Annotated in this window: 15 protein-coding genes; 8 read left to right on the top strand and 7 right to left on the bottom strand. The window is 71.9% G+C overall.

Annotated features, from left to right (window positions below; all coding sequences use genetic code 11):
- Window positions 1-205 precede the first annotated feature (205 nt).
- From nth to AB0950_RS28220, 3 genes are read left to right on the top strand one after another with little or no spacing between them, the layout of a single operon-like run.
- Complete coding sequence (gene nth, locus AB0950_RS28230; RefSeq protein ID WP_366779674.1) at window positions 206-1,354, top strand: endonuclease III; 1,149 nt, start codon at window positions 206-208, stop codon at window positions 1,352-1,354.
- Window positions 1,355-1,407: 53 nt separating this feature from the next.
- On the top strand, window positions 1,408-2,130 hold the full coding sequence (locus AB0950_RS28225; protein ID WP_360154127.1) for a CoA pyrophosphatase: 723 nt from the start codon (window positions 1,408-1,410) through the stop codon (window positions 2,128-2,130).
- A gap of 13 nt (window positions 2,131-2,143) precedes the next feature.
- Window positions 2,144-3,343 carry a MarP family serine protease gene (locus tag AB0950_RS28220; RefSeq protein WP_360154124.1) on the top strand — a complete coding sequence of 400 codons (1,200 nt, stop codon included), beginning with the start codon at window positions 2,144-2,146 and terminating at the stop codon, window positions 3,341-3,343.
- Between the two features lie 15 nt (window positions 3,344-3,358).
- Here the strand turns inward: AB0950_RS28220 and AB0950_RS28215 are convergent, their stop codons facing one another.
- The 5 genes from AB0950_RS28215 to acs all read right to left on the bottom strand — a co-directional run bounded on the left by AB0950_RS28215 (window position 3,359) and on the right by acs (window position 8,894).
- Entirely contained in the window at window positions 3,359-3,538 is a 180-nt protein-coding gene (locus AB0950_RS28215) for a hypothetical protein (RefSeq protein WP_360154121.1), read from the bottom strand.
- A 219-nt stretch (window positions 3,539-3,757) separates the two neighbouring features.
- Window positions 3,758-4,678: an alpha/beta hydrolase gene (locus AB0950_RS28210; protein ID WP_360154118.1), complete on the bottom strand. Its 921-nt coding sequence runs from the start codon at window positions 4,676-4,678 to the stop codon at window positions 3,758-3,760.
- On the bottom strand, window positions 4,675-5,163 hold the full coding sequence (locus AB0950_RS28205) for a phage holin family protein (protein WP_360154115.1): 489 nt from the start codon (window positions 5,161-5,163) through the stop codon (window positions 4,675-4,677). Before AB0950_RS28205 ends, AB0950_RS28210 begins: the two co-directional genes overlap by 4 nt.
- 146 nt (window positions 5,164-5,309) lie before the next feature.
- On the bottom strand, window positions 5,310-6,749 hold the full coding sequence (gene nhaA, locus AB0950_RS28200; protein WP_366779673.1) for a Na+/H+ antiporter NhaA: 1,440 nt from the start codon (window positions 6,747-6,749) through the stop codon (window positions 5,310-5,312).
- Between the two features lie 189 nt (window positions 6,750-6,938).
- Complete coding sequence (acs, locus tag AB0950_RS28195) at window positions 6,939-8,894, bottom strand: acetate--CoA ligase (protein WP_360154109.1); 1,956 nt, start codon at window positions 8,892-8,894, stop codon at window positions 6,939-6,941.
- 330 nt (window positions 8,895-9,224) lie between these two features.
- Between acs and AB0950_RS28190 the strand changes: the two genes are divergently transcribed.
- The gene (locus AB0950_RS28190) at window positions 9,225-10,514 is read left to right on the top strand and encodes a hypothetical protein (RefSeq protein ID WP_366779672.1); all 1,290 of its coding nucleotides are present in this window, start codon (window positions 9,225-9,227) and stop codon (window positions 10,512-10,514) included.
- Between the two features lie 38 nt (window positions 10,515-10,552).
- Here AB0950_RS28190 and AB0950_RS28185 read toward each other — a convergent pair whose 3' ends face one another.
- Window positions 10,553-11,545, bottom strand: coding sequence for an ATP-binding protein (locus AB0950_RS28185; protein WP_366779671.1), 993 nt, complete (start codon window positions 11,543-11,545; stop codon window positions 10,553-10,555).
- Window positions 11,546-11,646: 101 nt separating this feature from the next.
- Between AB0950_RS28185 and AB0950_RS28180 the strand changes: the two genes are divergently transcribed.
- Window positions 11,647-12,471 carry an oxidoreductase gene (locus AB0950_RS28180; RefSeq protein ID WP_366779670.1) on the top strand — a complete coding sequence of 275 codons (825 nt, stop codon included), beginning with the start codon at window positions 11,647-11,649 and terminating at the stop codon, window positions 12,469-12,471.
- Window positions 12,472-12,833: 362 nt separating this feature from the next.
- On the opposite strand, the gene AB0950_RS28175 is transcribed toward AB0950_RS28180, so the two are convergent.
- Window positions 12,834-13,661: an HAD-IB family hydrolase gene (locus AB0950_RS28175; protein WP_360154097.1), complete on the bottom strand. Its 828-nt coding sequence runs from the start codon at window positions 13,659-13,661 to the stop codon at window positions 12,834-12,836.
- Window positions 13,662-14,252: 591 nt separating this feature from the next.
- Here AB0950_RS28175 and ssd point away from each other — a divergent pair.
- The 3 genes from ssd to AB0950_RS28160 are packed head-to-tail and all read left to right on the top strand — an operon-like array spanning window position 14,253 to window position 17,477.
- Window positions 14,253-15,359, top strand: coding sequence for a septum site-determining protein Ssd (gene ssd / locus AB0950_RS28170; RefSeq protein ID WP_360154094.1), 1,107 nt, complete (start codon window positions 14,253-14,255; stop codon window positions 15,357-15,359).
- Window positions 15,356-16,624 (top strand): TadA family conjugal transfer-associated ATPase, encoded by a 1,269-nt coding sequence (locus tag AB0950_RS28165; RefSeq protein WP_360154091.1) that lies wholly within the window; start codon window positions 15,356-15,358, stop codon window positions 16,622-16,624. The genes ssd and AB0950_RS28165 overlap by 4 nt, the downstream gene beginning before the upstream one ends.
- Window positions 16,608-17,477: a type II secretion system F family protein gene (locus AB0950_RS28160; RefSeq protein WP_360154088.1), complete on the top strand. Its 870-nt coding sequence runs from the start codon at window positions 16,608-16,610 to the stop codon at window positions 17,475-17,477. The genes AB0950_RS28165 and AB0950_RS28160 overlap by 17 nt, the downstream gene beginning before the upstream one ends.
- Window positions 17,478-17,492: the final 15 nt, after the last annotated feature.

The following is a 17,492-nucleotide window of genomic DNA, read 5'->3' as shown; positions in this document are numbered from 1 at the left end:
TTGCCGGACGGTCCAAACAGTGTGATCTGTCACAAGGATGCCGCACAGGTGTCCTGAGGTAAGCGCCAGGGGTCCAATCGGGGGCCGGTCCTCGGGGTCCGGGGCGGATGTCGGTGCCGGGCTCTAGGCTGGCCGGGTGTCCAAATCGCCGGTGAGAGCACAGGCCAAGGGGGCTTAGCGGGTGGTTGTACGTCGCGATTCCGCTGTGGGCGAACAGAGCCCCGGCGGCGATAAGAAAACCGGAAAAACGGCAAAAAAGGCTACTTCGGGCTCCGCCAAGGAGACGGCGGCGGGCAAGAAGGCGGCGGCCGGGAAGACCACGGCGGCCAAGAAGACGGCGGCGGGCAAGACCGCAGCGGCCAAAAAGACCGCAGCCAAGAAGACCGCCTCGGCCAAGGCCGCTCAGGGCAAGAAGGCCGCCCCTGCCAAGAAAGCTGCCCCGGCCAAGAAGACCGCCCCCGCCAAGAAGGCCGCCTCCGCCAAGAAGGTCTCCCCGGTCAAGAAGGTCGTGGCGAGCGGGAAGCCCGTCGCCGTGAAGAAGGCGGCGCCCGTCAAGAAGGTCGCCGTTCAGCCGCCGGGGGGCGAGTCCCGTACCGCCCTGGTCCGCCGCGCCCGCCGTATCAACCGCGAGCTCGCCGCGGTGTTCCCGTACGCCCACCCCGAGCTGGACTTCGACAACCCCTTCCAGCTGCTGGTGGCCACCGTGCTGTCGGCCCAGACCACCGACCTGCGCGTCAACCAGACGACCCCGGCGCTCTTCGCGAAGTACCCGGCCCCCGAGGACCTGGCCGCCGCCAATCCGGAGGAGGTCGAGGAGATCCTGCGCCCCTGCGGGTTCTTCCGGGCCAAGACCAAGTCGGTCATAGGGCTCTCCAAGGCCCTCGTGGAGGACTTCGGCGGCGAGGTGCCCGGCAGGCTCGAGGACCTGGTCAAGCTGCCCGGCGTCGGCCGCAAGACCGCGTTCGTCGTGCTCGGCAACGCCTTCGGCCGGCCCGGGATCACCGTGGACACCCACTTCCAGCGGCTGGTCAGGCGCTGGCGGTGGACCGACGAGACCGACCCCGACAAGATCGAGGCCGCCGTCGGCGCGCTGTTCCCGAAGAGCGAGTGGACCGACCTGTCCCACCACGTGATCTGGCACGGCCGCCGTATCTGCCACGCCCGCAAGCCCGCCTGCGGCGCCTGCCCGATCGCCCCGCTGTGCCCGGCGTACGGCGAGGGGGAGATCGACCCGGAGAAGGCGAAGAAGCTGCTGAAGTACGAGAAGGGCGGCTTCCCCGGCCAGCGGCTGAGGCCCCCGCAGGCCTACCTCGACGCGGGCGGCAGGCCGGCCCCGCCCCTGGGGGCCGCGTGACGGAACGATCTCGGGGTCCTCGGACGTTGGACAGGCGGAGCGAGGGGGCGGCGATGGCGAGGACCGGTGAGACGCGGGGCGGTGCGGTGACGCGTGGTGCGGCGCACGGACGGGTGACGCTGAGCAAGGAGGGGCTGCCGGAGTGGCTGGCGCCGGTGGTGCGGGCCGCCGAGACGGTCGAGCCGCTCCAGCTGAGCCGCTTCCTGCCGCCGGAGAACGGCTCGGGCCGCAAGTCGGCCGTGCTGATCCTGTTCGGCGAGGGCGAGCGCGGCCCGGAGCTGCTGCTGATGGAGCGCGCCGGCTCGCTGCGCTCGCACGCGGGGCAGCCGTCCTTCCCGGGCGGCGCGCTCGACCCCGAGGACGGCGATCCGCACACCGACGGCCCGCTCAGAGCCGCGCTGCGCGAGGCGCAGGAGGAGACCGGCCTCGATCCGTCCGGCGTCCAGCTCTTCGGCGTGCTGCCCGCGCTGTACATCCCGGTCAGCGGTTTCGTCGTCACGCCCGTGCTCGGCTGGTGGCGCGAGCCCAGCCCGGTCGGCGTCGTCGATCCGAACGAGACGGCGCGGGTGTTCACGGTCCCCGTGGCGGATCTCACGGACCCCGCGAACCGCGCCACCGCCGTCCACCCCAGAGGTCACCGGGGCCCGGCATTCCTGGTCGAATCGGCGCTGGTCTGGGGTTTCACGGCCGGAGTGATCGACCGCCTGCTGCACTACGCGGGCTGGGAGCGCCCCTGGGACAGGGAGAAGCAGGTCCCGCTGGACTGGCGCGCATGACAGGGTGTCCTCCGTGAACGTGCTGGACATCCTGTTGCTGGTCGCGGCCGTGTGGTTCGCGGTCGTCGGCTACCGCCAGGGCTTCGTCGTGGGCATCCTGTCGGTGATCGGGTTCCTGGGCGGCGGCCTCGTCGCCGTCTACGCGCTGCCCGTGATCTGGGACGCCGTGACCGACAACGCGGACGTCGGCACCACCGCCGCCGTGGTCGCCGTGGTCGTCGTGATCGTCTGCGCCTCCGTCGGCCAGGCCCTGACCACCCATCTCGGCAACAAGCTGCGCCGGTACATCACCTGGTCCCCGGCCCGCGCCCTGGACGCCACCGGCGGCGCCCTGGTCAACGTCGTCGCCATGCTGCTGGTGGCCTGGCTGATCGGTTCCGCCCTCGCCGGCACCACCCTGCCGACGCTCGGCAGGGAGGTCCGCGGCTCCAAGGTGCTCCTCGGCGTCTCCCGGGCGCTGCCGGCGCAGGCCGACACCTGGTTCGCGGACTTCTCCTCCGTCCTCGCGCAGAACGGCTTCCCGCAGGTCTTCAGCCCGTTCGCCAACGAGCCGATCAAGGACGTCCGGCCGCCCGACCCGGCGCTCGCCAACAGCCCGGTCGCGGTGCGCGCCCAGCGGTCCATCGTCAAGGTCACCGGCACCGCCCAGAGCTGCGGCAAGGTGCTGGAGGGCACCGGCTTCGTGTTCGCCGACCGCAGGGTCATGACCAACGCGCACGTCGTCGGCGGCGTCGACGCGCCCACGGTGCAGATAGGCGGCGAGGGCCGCAAGTACGACGCCAAGGTCGTCCTGTACGACTGGAAGCGCGACATCGCCGTACTGGACGTACCCGACCTGAAGGCGAACGCCCTGCAATTCTCCGGCCAGGACGCGGCCGGCGGCGACGGCGCGATCGTCGCGGGCTTCCCGGAGAACGGCTCGTACGACGTGCGCGCGGCGCGCGTGCGCGGGCGCATCACGGCCAACGGCCCGGACATCTACCACCGCGGCACCGTCCGCCGCGACGTCTACTCGCTCTACACGACGGTCCGCCAGGGCAACTCGGGCGGTCCGCTGCTCACCCCCGACGGCCGGGTGTACGGCGTGGTGTTCGCCAAGTCCCTCGACGACGCCGAGACCGGCTACGCCCTCACGGCGGACGAGATCCGGCCCGACATCGCCCAGGGGCGCGCGGCGAACGAGCAGGTGGGTACGGACAGCTGCGCCCTGTGACCGTCCGGAGGGGACTCAGGTGCGGGGATGACGCAGACGCATCGAGACCCAGCGCGCCCGGCGGCGCAGGATGCGCGGAATGCCCACCCGGAGGTCCCCTTCCGCGAGTTGCGCGTTGCCGCGCCGAGGCGTGCTCAGACCCGCGGCGGAGCGGCGGTTGCGGGGTGCGTCACTGTAGTCGTGCGTCCAGCCCATACCCGGACGTGTGCCCCTGCCCGAAGGTCGATAACCGCCTGAGCGCCGTCCAATTGGCCTATGCGGCAGGCATGTGGCCGTTCGGGGGACAACTGTTCAGGAACCGGATACTGCCCGCATCGAACCGTCACCGCACGGTCACCGGCACGCGTCACCGGTACGGGTGAACTTCGCCGGTTCCGGGTGTCGCTCACCGGCGTGCGTCACCACCGGTGTTCGTCACCGATCCGGCTCGGGGTCCTTCAGCCAGTTGACCAGTTCCGTGGAGAACGCGGCCGGGTCCTCCTCGTGCGGGAAGTGGCCGAGGCCGTCGAACAGCCGCCAGCGGTACGGCGCTTCGACGTACTCGCCCGAACCGGCCGCGCTGCGCGTGCGCGTCACCGGGTCCAGTGAGCCGTGCAGATGCAGGGTGGGCACCCGGACCGGGCGCTTCATCCGGCGGTTGAACTGGATGCCGTCCGGCCGGGCCAGCGAGCGCACCAGCCAGCGGTACGGCTCGATCGCGCAGTGCGCGGTCGACGGGATGCACATGGCGCGCTGGTAGGTCTCCAGCGTCTTGTCCTCCGGCTGGCGCGGCCCGGACCAGTCCCGGATCAGCCGGCCCACCAGCGCGCCGCCGTCCGCGGTGAGTTGACGCTCCGGGAGCCACGGCCGCTGGAAGCCCCAGATGTAGGAGTTGGCGGCCGTCTGCCGGGCGTCCCGCAGCATCGCCGCCCGCCAGCGCCGGGGATGCGGCATGGACACCACGGCCAGCCGCCGGACGAGCTTGGGCCGCATCGCCGCCGCCGTCCACGCCAGATAGCCGCCCAGGTCGTGGCCGACCACCGCCGCGTCCGGCTCGCCGAGCGAGCGGATCACGCCGGTGACGTCGAGCGCGAGGTTCGCCGGGTCGTATCCGCGGGGCGTGCGGTCGCTGCCGCCGACGCCCCGCAGGTCCATCGCCACCGCCCGGTAGCCGGCGTCCGCGAGCGCGACCAGCTGGTGCCGCCAGGCCCACCAGAACTGCGGGAAGCCGTGCAGCAACAGCACCAGTGGGCCGTCGCCGAGCTCGGCGATGTGGAAGCGGGCGCCGTTGGCGGCGACGTCCCTGTGCAGCCAGGGACCTTCGATCCGTACGGCCGAGGGGGCGGGTTCCGTCATGACTGTGAGCGTGCCACAGCCTCGATGGCCGCGGGGGCCCGGTCCTCGGGCAGTTCCGCGCGGGGGTGCGGCTTGGCGTGCTGCAGGACGTTCGCCGTCTCCTTCATCGAGGCGGCCGCCTTCTGCGGGCCCTTGCCCTTCTTGGCCTTCTTCGCGAACACCACGCCGATCAGGGCGAGGAGGCCGGCGACGAGCACGTTCGCGGCGAAGGACAGCACGAAGCAGATCGCCAGGTTCCAGCCGCTCCAGGTCCGGATGCCGTAGGCGAGGGCGAAGTTGAGCATCGGGAGCGAGAAGACGAGCAGCACCAGGGCCGCCGTGAACGCGCCGCCGCTGGTCGCGCCGCGCTTGACGTCCTGCTTCAGCTGGGCCTTGGCCAGAGCGATCTCGTCGTGCACCAGCGCCGACAATTCGGTCGTCGCCGAGGCGAACAGCTGGCCGATGCTGCGTTCGGCGCCGACCGGGCTGCCGTCGGGTGCGCTCATCGCGTTCTCCCTCAGAGGTCTGTTGTGCCGCGGCGTGCCGGTGCCGTGCCGTCGTGACGTCGTGCGCGCGGCGTCGTGCGCGTGCCGTCGTACGTGGCCGGCGGGCCCGCCGGTGTGGCCGTCTTGTTTTGTACCGTCTCGTCAGATCATGCCGGACGGTCGTCCTCCTCGCCTGCCCCGCCCGGTACTTCCTGAAGCCCGTGGCGCGCCACCGCGGCCTTCTCGGCGGCGATACGGCGGTGCTCGGCGGCCTTGCGCTCGTGGATCTCGGCCATACGGAGGTGATAGGCGGGGTCGTCCTGCTCGTAGACGTCCGGGATGCCGTCGAGGTCCTCGTCGCGCTCCTCCTCCTCGCACAGCCTGCGGTACTTGGTGTTGCGTATCTTCAGCAGCACCGTCGCGCACGTCGCCGCGATGAGCGAGCCGACGAGGACGGACGTCTTGACCTCGTCGGTGAGGACGGCGTCCCCGGCGAAGGCGAGTTCGCCGATGAGCAGGGAGACGGTGAAGCCGATGCCGGCGAGGCAGGCCACCGCGAAGACGTCCGCCCAGGCGAGGTCCTCGCTGAGGGAGGCGCGGGTGAAGCGGACGGCCAGCCAGGCGCCGCCGAAGATGCCGATCGTCTTGCCGAGCACGAGCCCCAGCACCACACCCAGCGTCTGCGGCCTGCCGAACACGTCCCCGAGCGCGCCGCCCGTGACGGCGACGCCGGCGCTGAACAGCGCGAACATCGGCACCGCGAGCCCGGCGGAGAGGGGCCGTACCAGGTGCTCGACGTGCTCGCCCGGCGAGTGCCGCTCACCCTCCCGGGTGGTGCAGCGCAGCATCAGGCCCATCGCCACGCCGGCGATGGTGGCGTGCACGCCGCTGTTGTACATCAGCGCCCAGATCACCACGGCGAGCGGCACGTACACGTACCAGCCGCGGACGCCCTTGCGCAGCAGCAGCCAGAACACCACCAGCCCGGCGACGGCCCCGCCGAGCGCGGCGAAGTCCAGAGCGTCGGTGAAGAAGACCGCGATGATCAGGATCGCGAAGAGGTCGTCGACCACCGCCAGGGTGAGCAGGAAGGCCCGCAGCGAACTGGGCAGGGAGGTGCCGATCACCGCGAGGACGGCGAGCGCGAACGCGATGTCCGTGGCCGTGGGCACCGCCCAGCCCTGCGCCGAGCCGTGTCCGGTGAGGTTGGTGACCGTGTAGACGAGTGCCGGTACGGCCATCCCGCACAGCGCGGCCACCACGGGCAGGACGGCCGCCCTGGGGTCGCGCAGGTCCCCGGCGACCAGTTCGCGCTTGAGCTCGATGCCGGCGACGAAGAAGAACACCGCGAGCAGGCCGTCGGCGGCCCAGTGCGCCACGGACAGGTGCAGGCCGAGCGCGCCCGGACCGAGGTGGAAGTGGCTGACGGACTCGTAGCTGTCGTGCAGGGCGGGGATGTTCGCCCAGATCAGCGCCGCCACGGTGGCGAGGAGCAGCAGGACACCACCGACGGTCTCGGTCCGCAGCGCGTCCGCGACGAAGGCGCGCTCGGGCAGGGACAGGCGTCCGAGGGCCTTGCGGGGGGTGCGGGTGCGGGGTGCGGCCACGGCGGGGACCTCCGGGTCGTACGACGATGATCACGCCGTCGCGCACGGTCGCCGACGGCGTCGCCGACCAGACTTCCCGGCACACCCTGTGCCTGCCACTTTACCAGTTTTTGACGCGGAACATTTAGCGATCCGAACGAAAAGGGGCGCCCGGTGGTGACACCGGGCGCCCTCGTGCCGCCGCCTCGCCTAGTCCTCGCTCGGCGCCGCGGGCAGCTTCGCCTGGATGAGATCCATGACCGTGCTGTCCGTCAGCGTGGTGACGTCGCCGAGCTGGCGGTTCTCGGCCACGTCCCGCAGCAGACGGCGCATGATCTTGCCGGAGCGGGTCTTGGGCAGCTCGGCCACCGGCAGGATCCGCTTGGGCTTGGCGATCGGGCCGAGCGTGGCGCCCACGTGGTCGCGCAGCTCGCCGATGAGCGCCTCGGTCTCCGCGGCCGTACCGCGCAGGATGACGAACGCGACGATCGCCTGTCCGGTGGTCTCGTCGGCGGCGCCGACGACGGCCGCCTCGGCGACCGCGGGATGCGAGACGAGCGCGGACTCGACCTCGGTGGTGGAGATGTTGTGCCCGGACACGAGCATCACGTCGTCCACCCGGCCCAGCAGCCAGATGTCGCCGTCGTCGTCCTTCTTCGCGCCGTCGCCGGCGAAGTACTTGCCCTCGAACCGGGACCAGTAGGTGTCGATGAACCGCTGGTCGTCGCCCCAGATGGTGCGCAGCATCGACGGCCAGGGCTCGGTGAGGACCAGGTAGCCACCGCCGCCGTTGGGCACCTCGTTGGCCTCGTCGTCGACGACGGTCGCGCTGATGCCGGGCAGCGGGGTCTGCGCGGAGCCCGGCTTGGCCTCGGTGACGCCGGGCAGCGGCGAGATCATCATCGCGCCGGTCTCGGTCTGCCACCAGGTGTCCACCACCGGCGTGCGGTCGGCGCCGATGTTCTTCCGGTACCAGACCCACGCCTCGGGGTTGATGGGCTCGCCGACGGAGCCGAGGACACGCAGGCTGCCGAGGTCGAACTTCGCGGGGATGTCGTCGCCCCACTTCATGAACGTCCGGATCGCCGTCGGCGCCGTGTAGAGGATCGTGACCTTGTACTTCTGCACGATCTCCCAGAACCGGCCCTGGTGCGGGGTGTCCGGCGTGCCCTCGTACATGACCTGCGTCGCCCCGTTGGCCAGCGGGCCGTACACGATGTACGAGTGCCCGGTCACCCAGCCGACGTCGGCCGTGCACCAGTACACGTCCGTCTCCGGCTTGAGGTCGAAGACCGCCCAGTGCGTGTACGCCGTCTGGGTGAGGTAGCCGCCGGAGGTGTGCAGGATGCCCTTCGGCTTCCCCGTCGTGCCCGAGGTGTAGAGGATGAACAGCGGGTGCTCCGCCTCGAACGCCTCCGGGGTGTGCTCGGCCGGCTGCCGCTCGACCAGCTCGTGCCACCACACGTCCCGGCCCTCGGTCCACGCCACGTCCTGGCCGGTACGGCGCACCACCAGCACGTGCTCGACGTTGTCGACCTTGGTGATCGCCTCGTCCACGGCGGGCTTGAGCGCGGACGGCTTGCCACGCCGGTAGCCGCCGTCGGCGGTGACGACCACCTTGGCGTCCGCGTCCTGGATGCGGGTCGCGAGCGCGTCCGCCGAGAAGCCGCCGAAGACCACCGAGTGCGTGGCGCCGATACGGGCCGAGGCCAGCATCGCGATCGCGGTCTCCGGGATCATCGGCATGTAGATGGCGACCCGGTCGCCCTTGCGGACACCGAGCTCCAGCAGCGCGTTGGCCGCCTTGGAGACCTCGTCCTTCAACTCGGCGTAGGTGAGGGAGCGGCTGTCGCCCGGCTCGCCCTCGAAGTGGATGGCGACACGGTCCCCGTGCCCGGCCTCCACATGCCGGTCCACGCAGTTGTAGGCGACGTTCAGCTCGCCGTCCTTGAACCACTTCGCGAACGGCGGGTTCGACCAGTCCAGCGTCTCGGTCGGTTCCTTGGCCCAGGTCAGCCGGCGGGCCTGCTCGGCCCAGAAGCCGAGCCTGTCAGCCTTGGCCTGTGCATACGCCTCCGCGGTGACGTTGGCGTCCGCTGCCAGGTCGGCCGGGGGCGCGAACCTGCGTTCTTCCTTGAGCAGGTTGGCCAGGCTCTCGTTGCTCACGACATCTCCCTTTCGAAGGGTGTCCGTTGTGTCCCGGGCCACAGCTCATCAGACGCGGGGGTCCGATGACAAGGGTCGCCGGGAAAATTGGTTTAGACCTGTTGGTGTGGCTGGTCGGTCCCCTGGTGGCGGGGGCCGTGCATGACGTTTCGCGGCGGACAGCCCAGCTCATCCCTCGCATGAGTGAAGTAATCACGTGATCGGCTTGTCGTACTAATTCCTTCTCGATCTCGTGCGACCTTGGCGGCGCTGTCGGTGCAAGCCCGGCGCATCACCAGAAAACGGCCCACGTCAGCGATTGCCAGAGAGAAGGAAGAAGGTGGGCGGAAGATGGCCGCCACCCAGAGGATCGCCGTCGGCGTCTTGGTCGCCGCGGCCTGTGCCTCGCCGCTCGCCGGTTGTGCGACCGGCTCCCACACCTCACCCTCCCACGGTTCTCATGGTGCGAAGCAGGCTGCGCCCGGCCCGCAGCAGGGGGCGCCGGCGCCGGGCAGCGTGCTTCGGCTGATCGGCGACGGATCCACCGCGTACACCGGCTCGCAGCCGCATCTGCCCAGACCCGAGCGGCTGAAGCCGGGTCAGAAGCCGCCGCAGTTCGTGGTGTTCTCCTGGGACGGCGCGGGCGAGGACAGCCAGAAGCTGTTCTCGCACTTTCGTCAGGTCGCCAAGGAGAACCACGCGGCCATGACGTACTTCCTCAGCGGCGTGTACATGCTGCCGAAGGAGAAGCGCGAGCTGTACAAGCCGCCCCAGCACTCGCCCGGCAGCTCCGAGATCGGCTTCAACGACGAGAAGGGGATCGCCGACACCGTCGAGCAGGCCCGGCTGGCCTGGCTGGAGGGCAGTGAGATCGGCACCCACTTCAACGGCCATTTCTGCGGTACCGATGGAGGGGTGGGCACCTGGTCGGTGGACGAGTGGAAGAGCGAGATCGCCCAGGCCAAGCAGTTCGTGAAGTCCTGGAAGACCAACACCGGCATGACCAAGTCGGCGCCGCTGCCCTTCGATTACGACAAGGAGCTGATCGGCGCCCGCACCCCCTGCCTGGAAGGCCGGAAGAACTTCATGAAGGCGGCCCGCGAGCTGGGCTTCCGCTATGACTCCAGCGGGGTCGTCGAGCAGGTCTGGCCCACGAAGAAGCAGGGCCTGTGGGACCTGTCGATGCAGCTGGTGCCGTTCCCCGGCCACACGTACGAGCAGTTGACCATGGACTACAACTTCATGGTCAACCAGTCCGGCACCCGGACCCAGGGCGACCCGGACAAGTTCCAGTACTGGGGCGACCAGATGCGCGACGGCCTGCTCAAGGGCTTCTACCGGGCCTACGACGGCAACCGCGCGCCGCTGATCATCGGCAACCACTTCGAGTCCTGGAACGGCGGCACCTACATGCGCGCCGTCGAGGAGACGGTGAAGGAGGTGTGCACCAAGCCCGACGTGCGCTGTGTCTCCTTCCATCAGCTGGCCGACTGGCTGGACGCCCAGGATCCACGGGTCCTGGAGAAACTGCGCACCCTCCAGGTGGGCGAGGCCCCCAGGCAGGGCTGGGCGTCCTTCCTCTCCGGCCGCCCGGCCCCGGCGCCGAAGGGCGTCCCCGGGGCGCCGGCGGTCAGGCCTTAAGGGTCACCGCACGCCGCAGTTGCCACTCAAGCAGCGGGTCACACCGCCGTTGTGGCTTCCGCGCCGAGGGTCTCGCTGAGCACGAAGGCGGGGTCGACCTGGGCCGCCAGGTCGGCCCCGGTGCGTTCGTTGCCCCACGCCTCGGCGTTCTTCAGGTGGAAGTGCACCATCTGCCGGGTGTAGCGCTCCCAGTCGCGGTGTTCGTACGTGGCGTCCACGGCGGCCCGCAGGGTGTGCAGGGCGCGGGCGTTGGCCTCCTCCAGCAGGTCGAACCCGGGCGGCCGGCCCTTCTCCATGGCGCGCACCCAGTCCGAGCGGCCGACGGCCACGAGCAGGTCGTCCCCGACCTCCGCGCGCAGGAAGTCGATGTCGTCCTGATCCTGGACCTTGTTGCCGACGACCTTCAGGGCGACGCCGAAGTCGCGGGCGTACTCCTTGTACTGGCGATAGACGGAGACCCCCTTCCGGGTCGGTTCGGCGACGAGGAACGTCATGTCGAAGCGGGTGAACATGCCGGAGGCGAAGGAGTCCGAACCCGCCGTCATGTCGACCACGACGTACTCCTCGGGGCCGTCGACGAGGTGGTTCAGGAACAGCTCCACCGCTCCCGTCTTGGAGTGGTAGCAGGCGACCCCCAGGTCGGCGTCCGTGAAGGGGCCCGTGACCATCAAACGGACGGCGCCGCCGTCGAGTTCCACCGGCCGCGCGCAGGCGTCGTAGACCGGATTCGGCTCCCGCACCCGGACCAGCCGCGAACCCTCGCCGGGCGGAGTCGTCTTGATCATCTGGGCTGGGGAGGCGATGCGCGGGTTGCTGCCGCGCAGGTACTCCTTGATCAGCGGCAGCCGTTCGCCCATGGCGGGCAGCGCGGCGGCCTCCGCCTCGTCGAGGCCGAGCGCCGGACCGAGGTGCTGGTTGATGTCCGCGTCGATGGCGACCACCGGGGCGCCGGCGGCCGCGAGATGGCGGATGAAGAGGGAGGAGAGCGTGGTCTTGCCACTGCCGCCCTTCCCGACGAAAGCAATTTTCATGTTCACCAAGAGTAGTCAGCTGATAGCTGTATGTGCACGGCGGGAGTGAAGAAGACCACTCCTTCGAGGGGTCGGCCGATGAGGTGCGTAGGGTCGTACTCATGAGTACGACTGGCGCGAACGCCGACCCGCTCGCGACCCTGGGCTCGCTGCCCGGAGTGGCCGAATCCGTCGAGTCCGTGCGCAAGGCCGTGGACCGGGTCTACGGGCACCGGATCATGCGGCGGCGCAGCCCCGAGATCACCTCCGAGGCGGCGCTGCGCGGCGCCCGCGGCTCGGCGGCGCTGTCCGGCGCGGACTGGGCCCTGGAGGAGGTGCGGCGGCGCACCGACTTCGGCGGCGACGGGGAGGCGCGCGTCATGGGCGCCGCGCTCAGGCTGTCGGCGGAGGCCGGGCAGCTGCTGTCCGTCTGGCGGCAGTCGCCCCTCAGGGTGCTGGCCCGGCTGCACGTGGTGGCCGCGGCGGCCCAGGGCGACGAGGTCGGCAGGCCGCGCCAGGCCGGCGAGCCGGTGGACGAGCCGCTGATCGAGCTGCCGCTGCCGGACGCCCAGGAGGTCTCCGGGCGGCTGGAGGGGCTCGCCGATCTGATCATCGCCGGGACATCGGCTCCGGCGCTGGTGACGGCGGCCGTGGTGCATGGCGAGCTGCTCGCGCTACGGCCCTTCGTGTCGCACAACGGCCTGGTCGCGCGCGCTGCCGAGCGGATCGTGCTGATCGGCAGCGGCCTGGACCCCAAGGCGATCTGCCCGGCCGAGGTCGGCCACGCCGAGCTGGGCCGCGCCGCCTATCTGGCCGCGCTGGAGGGATACGTCTCCGGCACCCCCGAGGGCATGGCGGCCTGGATCGCGCACTGCGGCAGGGCGGTCGAACTGGGCGCGCGCGAGTCGACGGCCGTGTGCGAGGCGCTGCAGCGCGGCGCGGCCTGAGGCAACGCCCGGAACCACCCCCGGAGATGGGATGCGGCGGTACGAGTTCTCGTACCGCCGCTGGCATGTTCACCCAGTTACCATGCGTCCTCGATATGTGCCCATCAGGCGGGGACTTTGCCCGTCACCTGGTGCGGCTGGCCCGTAATCGACGGGTCGACGTCGCGTGGGTGCCCGGTGTCCATGCGCGGTCCGTGGGGCCACTGCGTAGTGGTAGGGGATCCTCTCGGATGTCCTGTGGTCTCGCGGGCCTAAGGCTTTTGTACCGCGAGCCGCGAGGAAGCGGAAGCCCTGTCTGCCGTTCTTTGCTTCCAGGTTCAAACGGGGGTGAATCGGGCGTCCTTCGGCGGAGATGCGCCCGCTCAGGCGGTGCTCCGGCGCCGGCTGGCGTACCAGACGAGGCCGGCGGTCGCGGCCGCCGCTGTTATGGCCGCCGCGACCAGCGCGGGGCGGGGCGGCACGGAGAACGCGGGCAGCCGCTTCTTCAGCGGGACCGGCCGGCGGAACTCCAGCACCGGCCACCCGCGCGCGAGTGCCTCACGGCGCAGCGCGCGGTCCGGGTTCACCGCGCGCGGGTGCCCGACGGCCTGGAGCATCGGCAGATCGGTCGCCGAGTCGCTGTAGGCGTAGCAGCGGTCGAGGTCGTAGCCCTCGGACACGGCCAGCTCCCGGATCGCCTCTGCCTTGGTCGGGCCGTAGGCGTAGTACTCCACCTCCCCGGTGAAGCAGCCGTCCGCACCGACGACCATGCGCGTGGCCACCACCCGGTCCGCGCCCAGCAGTTCGCCGATCGGCTCGACCACCTCGGCGCCCGAGGTCGACACGATCACCACGTCCCGGCCGGCCGCGTGGTGCTCCTCGATGAGGGAGGCGGCCTCGTCGTAGATGATCGGGTCGATCAGGTCGTGCAGGGTCTCGGCGACGATCTGCCGCACCTGCTGCACGTTCCAGCCGCGGACCAGCGTCGACAGGTACTCGCGCATGCGCTCCATCTGGTCGTGGTCCAGGCCGCCGGCCAGGAAGACGAACTGGGCATATGCGGTGCGCAGCGCAGCCCTGCGGCTGATCAGCCCGCCTTGGTAGAAGGACTTGCCGAAGGTGAGCGTGCTCGACTTCGCAATGACCGTCTTGTCCAGATCGAAGAAGGCTGCCGCGCGGGGCATGGAGTGGTTTTCCACGTCCCTGAGCATAGGCGGAGCCCATTCGGCGTAAGGTGGGCGCGTGGGTTTGCCTGAGAGGGCTCTCGGGTACACCATGGAAGTCACGGATCGTTCGCGACCGTGCTAACCCGGTCCGACTCCTCCCCCCCCGAGTCGGCCGTGGAGACGACCCCCGCTCTCCCCCCCGGCGGGGGTCGTCGCATGTCCGGACGGGTTTTCTCCCTCCTCCCCTTTTCTCGCGCGACCGCGGCGCCGGCACGGCTGCGCCGCGGGCACCGCTTCCGCCTGACCAAGATCCGTTACTGCGTGTAATCATCGCGCTGCTCTGTGGAACTCGCACAGGGATCGGTACAGAGGTCACCGGTATGGGTGACGGCGATATTCACAGGCCTCGAGTTGTCCACAGATTTCGACCAAGATCCACATGATTTCGCGGATCGCTGCACCGTGATTCCAGCGCGCTCGGCCGGGGCGAGTTCATGGCCGGTTCCGATTGCCGCAGCGCCTATGGCCGGTTTCCGCCGGCCGCTCATATGGGAGGCCGCTTGCCGGTTCTTCACACCTTTGGGAATCGCGTGGCCGCGGGGGCCACGCGGCCCACGCAGCGAAGGGGGAACACCCGTGACCGCAGCCGTCACCCACGACCCGCCGCCCGGCGCCTCCGACCCGCCGGGCCGGCCCCTCATCCTCACCGAGGACGCCGAGCTCCTGGACGACCTGCTGCGCCTGTGCGCGGCCGCCGGCGCCACCCCCGAGGTCCACCACGGCATCCCGGAACACGGCGACGGCTGGGACACGGCCCCGCTGGTGCTCGTCGGCGACGACGCCGTCCGCCGGATCGGCGGGGCCACGCGCCGGCGCGGCGTGGTGCTCGTCGGCCGTGACCAGGACGACCCGGGGGTGTGGCAACGCGCGGTCGAGATCGGCGCCGACCACGTCCTGATGCTTCCCGACGGCGAGCAGTGGCTCGTCGACCGGATCGCCGACGTCGCCGAGGGAGCCGGCCGCCCGGCCCTCACCGTCGGAGTGATCGGCGGCCGGGGAGGCGCCGGCGCCTCCACGCTCGCGTGCGCGCTCGCCGCCACCTCCGCGCGCCAGGGACTGCGCACCCTCCTCGTGGACGCCGATCCGCTCGGCGGCGGACTCGACGTACTCCTCGGCGGGGAGAGCGCCGACGGACTGCGCTGGCCCGCCTTCGCCGCCTCCCGCGGCCGGGTCGGCGGTGGCGCCCTGGAGGAGTCGCTGCCCGAACTGCACTCCCTGCGCGTGCTCAGCTGGGACCGCGGCGACTGCGTCGCCGTCCCGCCTCAGGCGGTGCGCGCGGTGCTCGCCGCCGCCCGGCGGCGCGGCGGCACGGTCGTGGTGGACCTGCCGCGCCGCCTCGACGACACAGTCGCCGAAGCCCTCGCCCAGCTCGACCTCGCGCTGCTCGTCGTCCCCGCCGAACTGCGCGCGGTCGCCGCCGCCGGGCGTGTCGCCTCCGCCGTGCAGATGGTCGTGCGCGATCTGCGCGTGGCGGTGCGCGGGCCGTACGCACCCGGGCTGGACGACCAGGAGGTGGCCCGGCTGCTCGGCCTGCCGCTGGCCGGGGAGGTGCCGGTCGAACCGGCGCTGCAGCGCCCCCACGGCGGCGCGAAGCCGCCCGGCGCGACCGGACGCGGCCCGCTCGCCCGCTTCTGCGCGACCTTCTGGGAGCGTGCGCTGGTCGAGACGGGAGGCACCCGATGACCCTCCCGGGACTCGACCGCGCGGACGGCGCCGCCCTGCTCGACGGCGTCCGGCGCCGGCTGGCCGAGAGCGGCGCCGAGCCCACCCCCGCGCGCGTGGCCCAGGCTCTGCGCGAGCAGGGCCGGGTGCTCGGCGACGCCGAAGTCCTCGGCGCGGCCCGGCAGCTGAGGTCCGAACTCGTCGGCGCCGGCCCGCTGGAGCCGCTGCTCGCCGACCCCGACGTCACCGACGTCCTGGTGTCCGCCCCGGACCGGGTGTGGGTCGACCGCGGCGGCGGCCTGGAGCTGACTCCGGTGACCTTCCCCGACGCGGCGGCCGTACGACGCCTCGCCCAGCGGCTCGCCGCGGTGGCCGGACGCCGGCTGGACGACGCCCGGCCGTGGGCGGACGCCCGCCTGCCCGACGGCACCCGGCTGCACGCGGTGCTGCCCCCGGTCGCCGTCGGCTGCACCTGTCTGGCCCTGCGGGTCGTACGGCCCCGGGCGTTCACCCTGGACGAACTGGTCGAGGCCGGCACGGTGCCGCCCGGCGGCGACCGCGTCCTCAAGGCGCTGCTCGCGGCCCGGCTGTCCTTCCTGGTCAGCGGCGGCACGGGAAGCGGCAAGACGACCCTGCTCAGCGCCCTGCTGAGCCTGGCCGGACCCGGCGAGCGGATCGTGCTCGCCGAGGACTCGGCCGAGCTGCGGCCGGACCATCCGCACGTCGTACGGCTGGAGACCCGGCCCGCCAACCAGGAGGGCGCCGGCCTGGTCACGCTGGAGGACCTCGTCCGGCAGGCGCTGCGGATGCGGCCCGACCGGCTGGTCGTCGGAGAGGTCCGCGGACCGGAGGTCGTGCACCTGCTCGCGGCCCTCAACACGGGTCATGAAGGCGGCTGTTGCACGGTCCACGCCAACGCCGCCGCAGACGTCCCGGCCCGCCTCGAGGCACTGGCCACGGCCGCCGGGCTGGACCGGGCCGCGCTGCACAGCCAGCTGGCCGCCGCGCTCTCCGTCGTCCTGCACCTCGTACGGGACCGGTCCGGGCGGCGCCGGATCGCCGAGGTGCACGTCCTGGAGCGGAACGCCTCGGGGCTGGTCCGGACCGTGCCGGCCCTGCGCCGGGGCGAACGGGCCTTCGCGCGGGAGCGGGGCTGGGAGCGGCTGCGGGACCTGCTGAGGGCCGCGGGCGAGTTCGAGGACGAGTTGGAGGACGGCTTCGAGGACGGCTTCGAGGGTGGCTTCGAGGCGAGTCCGGGGACGGGGAGTGATGGAAGTGATCGGTGAGACGTCCCTGAGTGCCGCGCTGATCTGTCTCGGCGCGCTGGCCTGGCTGCTGGGCGAGCGGCACTACGGAATGCGGCGGGCGCGACTGCTGCTCGCGGGCGGCGGCGTGGTGACGACCGGCCCGCCCTCCTGGGACCGGGCCCTCGCACGCCTGCGACAGATGAGGGCCCGATGGGGGGCCGAGTGGTGGGCGCTCGCCGCCGGCCTGGTGCTCGGGCTGCTGGGGGCATCGGTGCTTCCGGTCGTCGCGGGGGCGGCCGGGGTGCCGGTGCTGCGCCGGGTACGGCTGGCCCGGCAGGCCCGCCGCGTCCGGGAGCGGCAGGCGGACGCGGTGATCGCCCTGTGCGGGGCCCTCGCCGGGGAGGTACGGGCCGGACGGCAGCCGGGAGAGGCGCTGCTGCGGGCGGCGCAGGACTCCGGCGGGCTCGGCGAGGCGCAGGCGGCCGTGGTCGCGGCGGCGCGGTTCGGCGGGGACGTGCCGGGCGCGCTCGCCGGGGCGGCCCGGCAACCGGGTGCCGAGGGGCTGCTCGGGCTGGCCGCGTGCTGGCGGGTGGCCGTGGACCAGGGTGCCGGACTCGCGGCCGGCCTGGACCGGCTGGAGGCCGCCCTTCGCGCCGAGCGCGACCAACGGGCCGACCTTCACGCCCAGTTGGCGGGCGCCCGAGCGACCACGGTCCTGCTCGCCGTGCTCCCCGCCCTCGGTCTCCTCCTGGGCTCCGCCATGGGCGCGGCCCCCCTCCACGTCCTCCTCCACACCGGCGCCGGCCTCGGCTGCCTGGCGATCGGGTCCGCCTTCGAGATCGCCGGGCTGTGGTGGGCCGTGCGGATCGTGCGGGGAGCGGGGGTCGGGTGAGTGGGCGGCTGTGCG

The sequence above is a fragment of the Streptomyces sp. NPDC007189 genome, assembly GCF_040703635.1.
Classification (GTDB): domain Bacteria; phylum Actinomycetota; class Actinomycetes; order Streptomycetales; family Streptomycetaceae; genus Streptomyces.
This window is presented reverse-complemented; position numbering and strand designations above follow the sequence as displayed.

Coding starts and splice junctions, on each gene's coding strand:
- AB0950_RS28165 (WP_360154091.1), top strand. CDS start 15,356: ATGACCCTCCCGGGACTCGACCGCGCGGACGGCGCCGCCCTGCTCGAC.
- AB0950_RS28190 (WP_366779672.1), top strand. CDS start 9,225: ATGGCCGCCACCCAGAGGATCGCCGTCGGCGTCTTGGTCGCCGCGGCC.
- AB0950_RS28185 (WP_366779671.1), bottom strand. CDS start 11,545: ATGAAAATTGCTTTCGTCGGGAAGGGCGGCAGTGGCAAGACCACGCTC.
- AB0950_RS28175 (WP_360154097.1), bottom strand. CDS start 13,661: ATGCTCAGGGACGTGGAAAACCACTCCATGCCCCGCGCGGCAGCCTTC.
- AB0950_RS28210 (WP_360154118.1), bottom strand. CDS start 4,678: ATGACGGAACCCGCCCCCTCGGCCGTACGGATCGAAGGTCCCTGGCTG.
- AB0950_RS28180 (WP_366779670.1), top strand. CDS start 11,647: ATGAGTACGACTGGCGCGAACGCCGACCCGCTCGCGACCCTGGGCTCG.
- AB0950_RS28205 (WP_360154115.1), bottom strand. CDS start 5,163: ATGAGCGCACCCGACGGCAGCCCGGTCGGCGCCGAACGCAGCATCGGC.
- AB0950_RS28215 (WP_360154121.1), bottom strand. CDS start 3,538: ATGGGCTGGACGCACGACTACAGTGACGCACCCCGCAACCGCCGCTCC.
- AB0950_RS28160 (WP_360154088.1), top strand. CDS start 16,608: ATGGAAGTGATCGGTGAGACGTCCCTGAGTGCCGCGCTGATCTGTCTC.
- AB0950_RS28225 (WP_360154127.1), top strand. CDS start 1,408: ATGGCGAGGACCGGTGAGACGCGGGGCGGTGCGGTGACGCGTGGTGCG.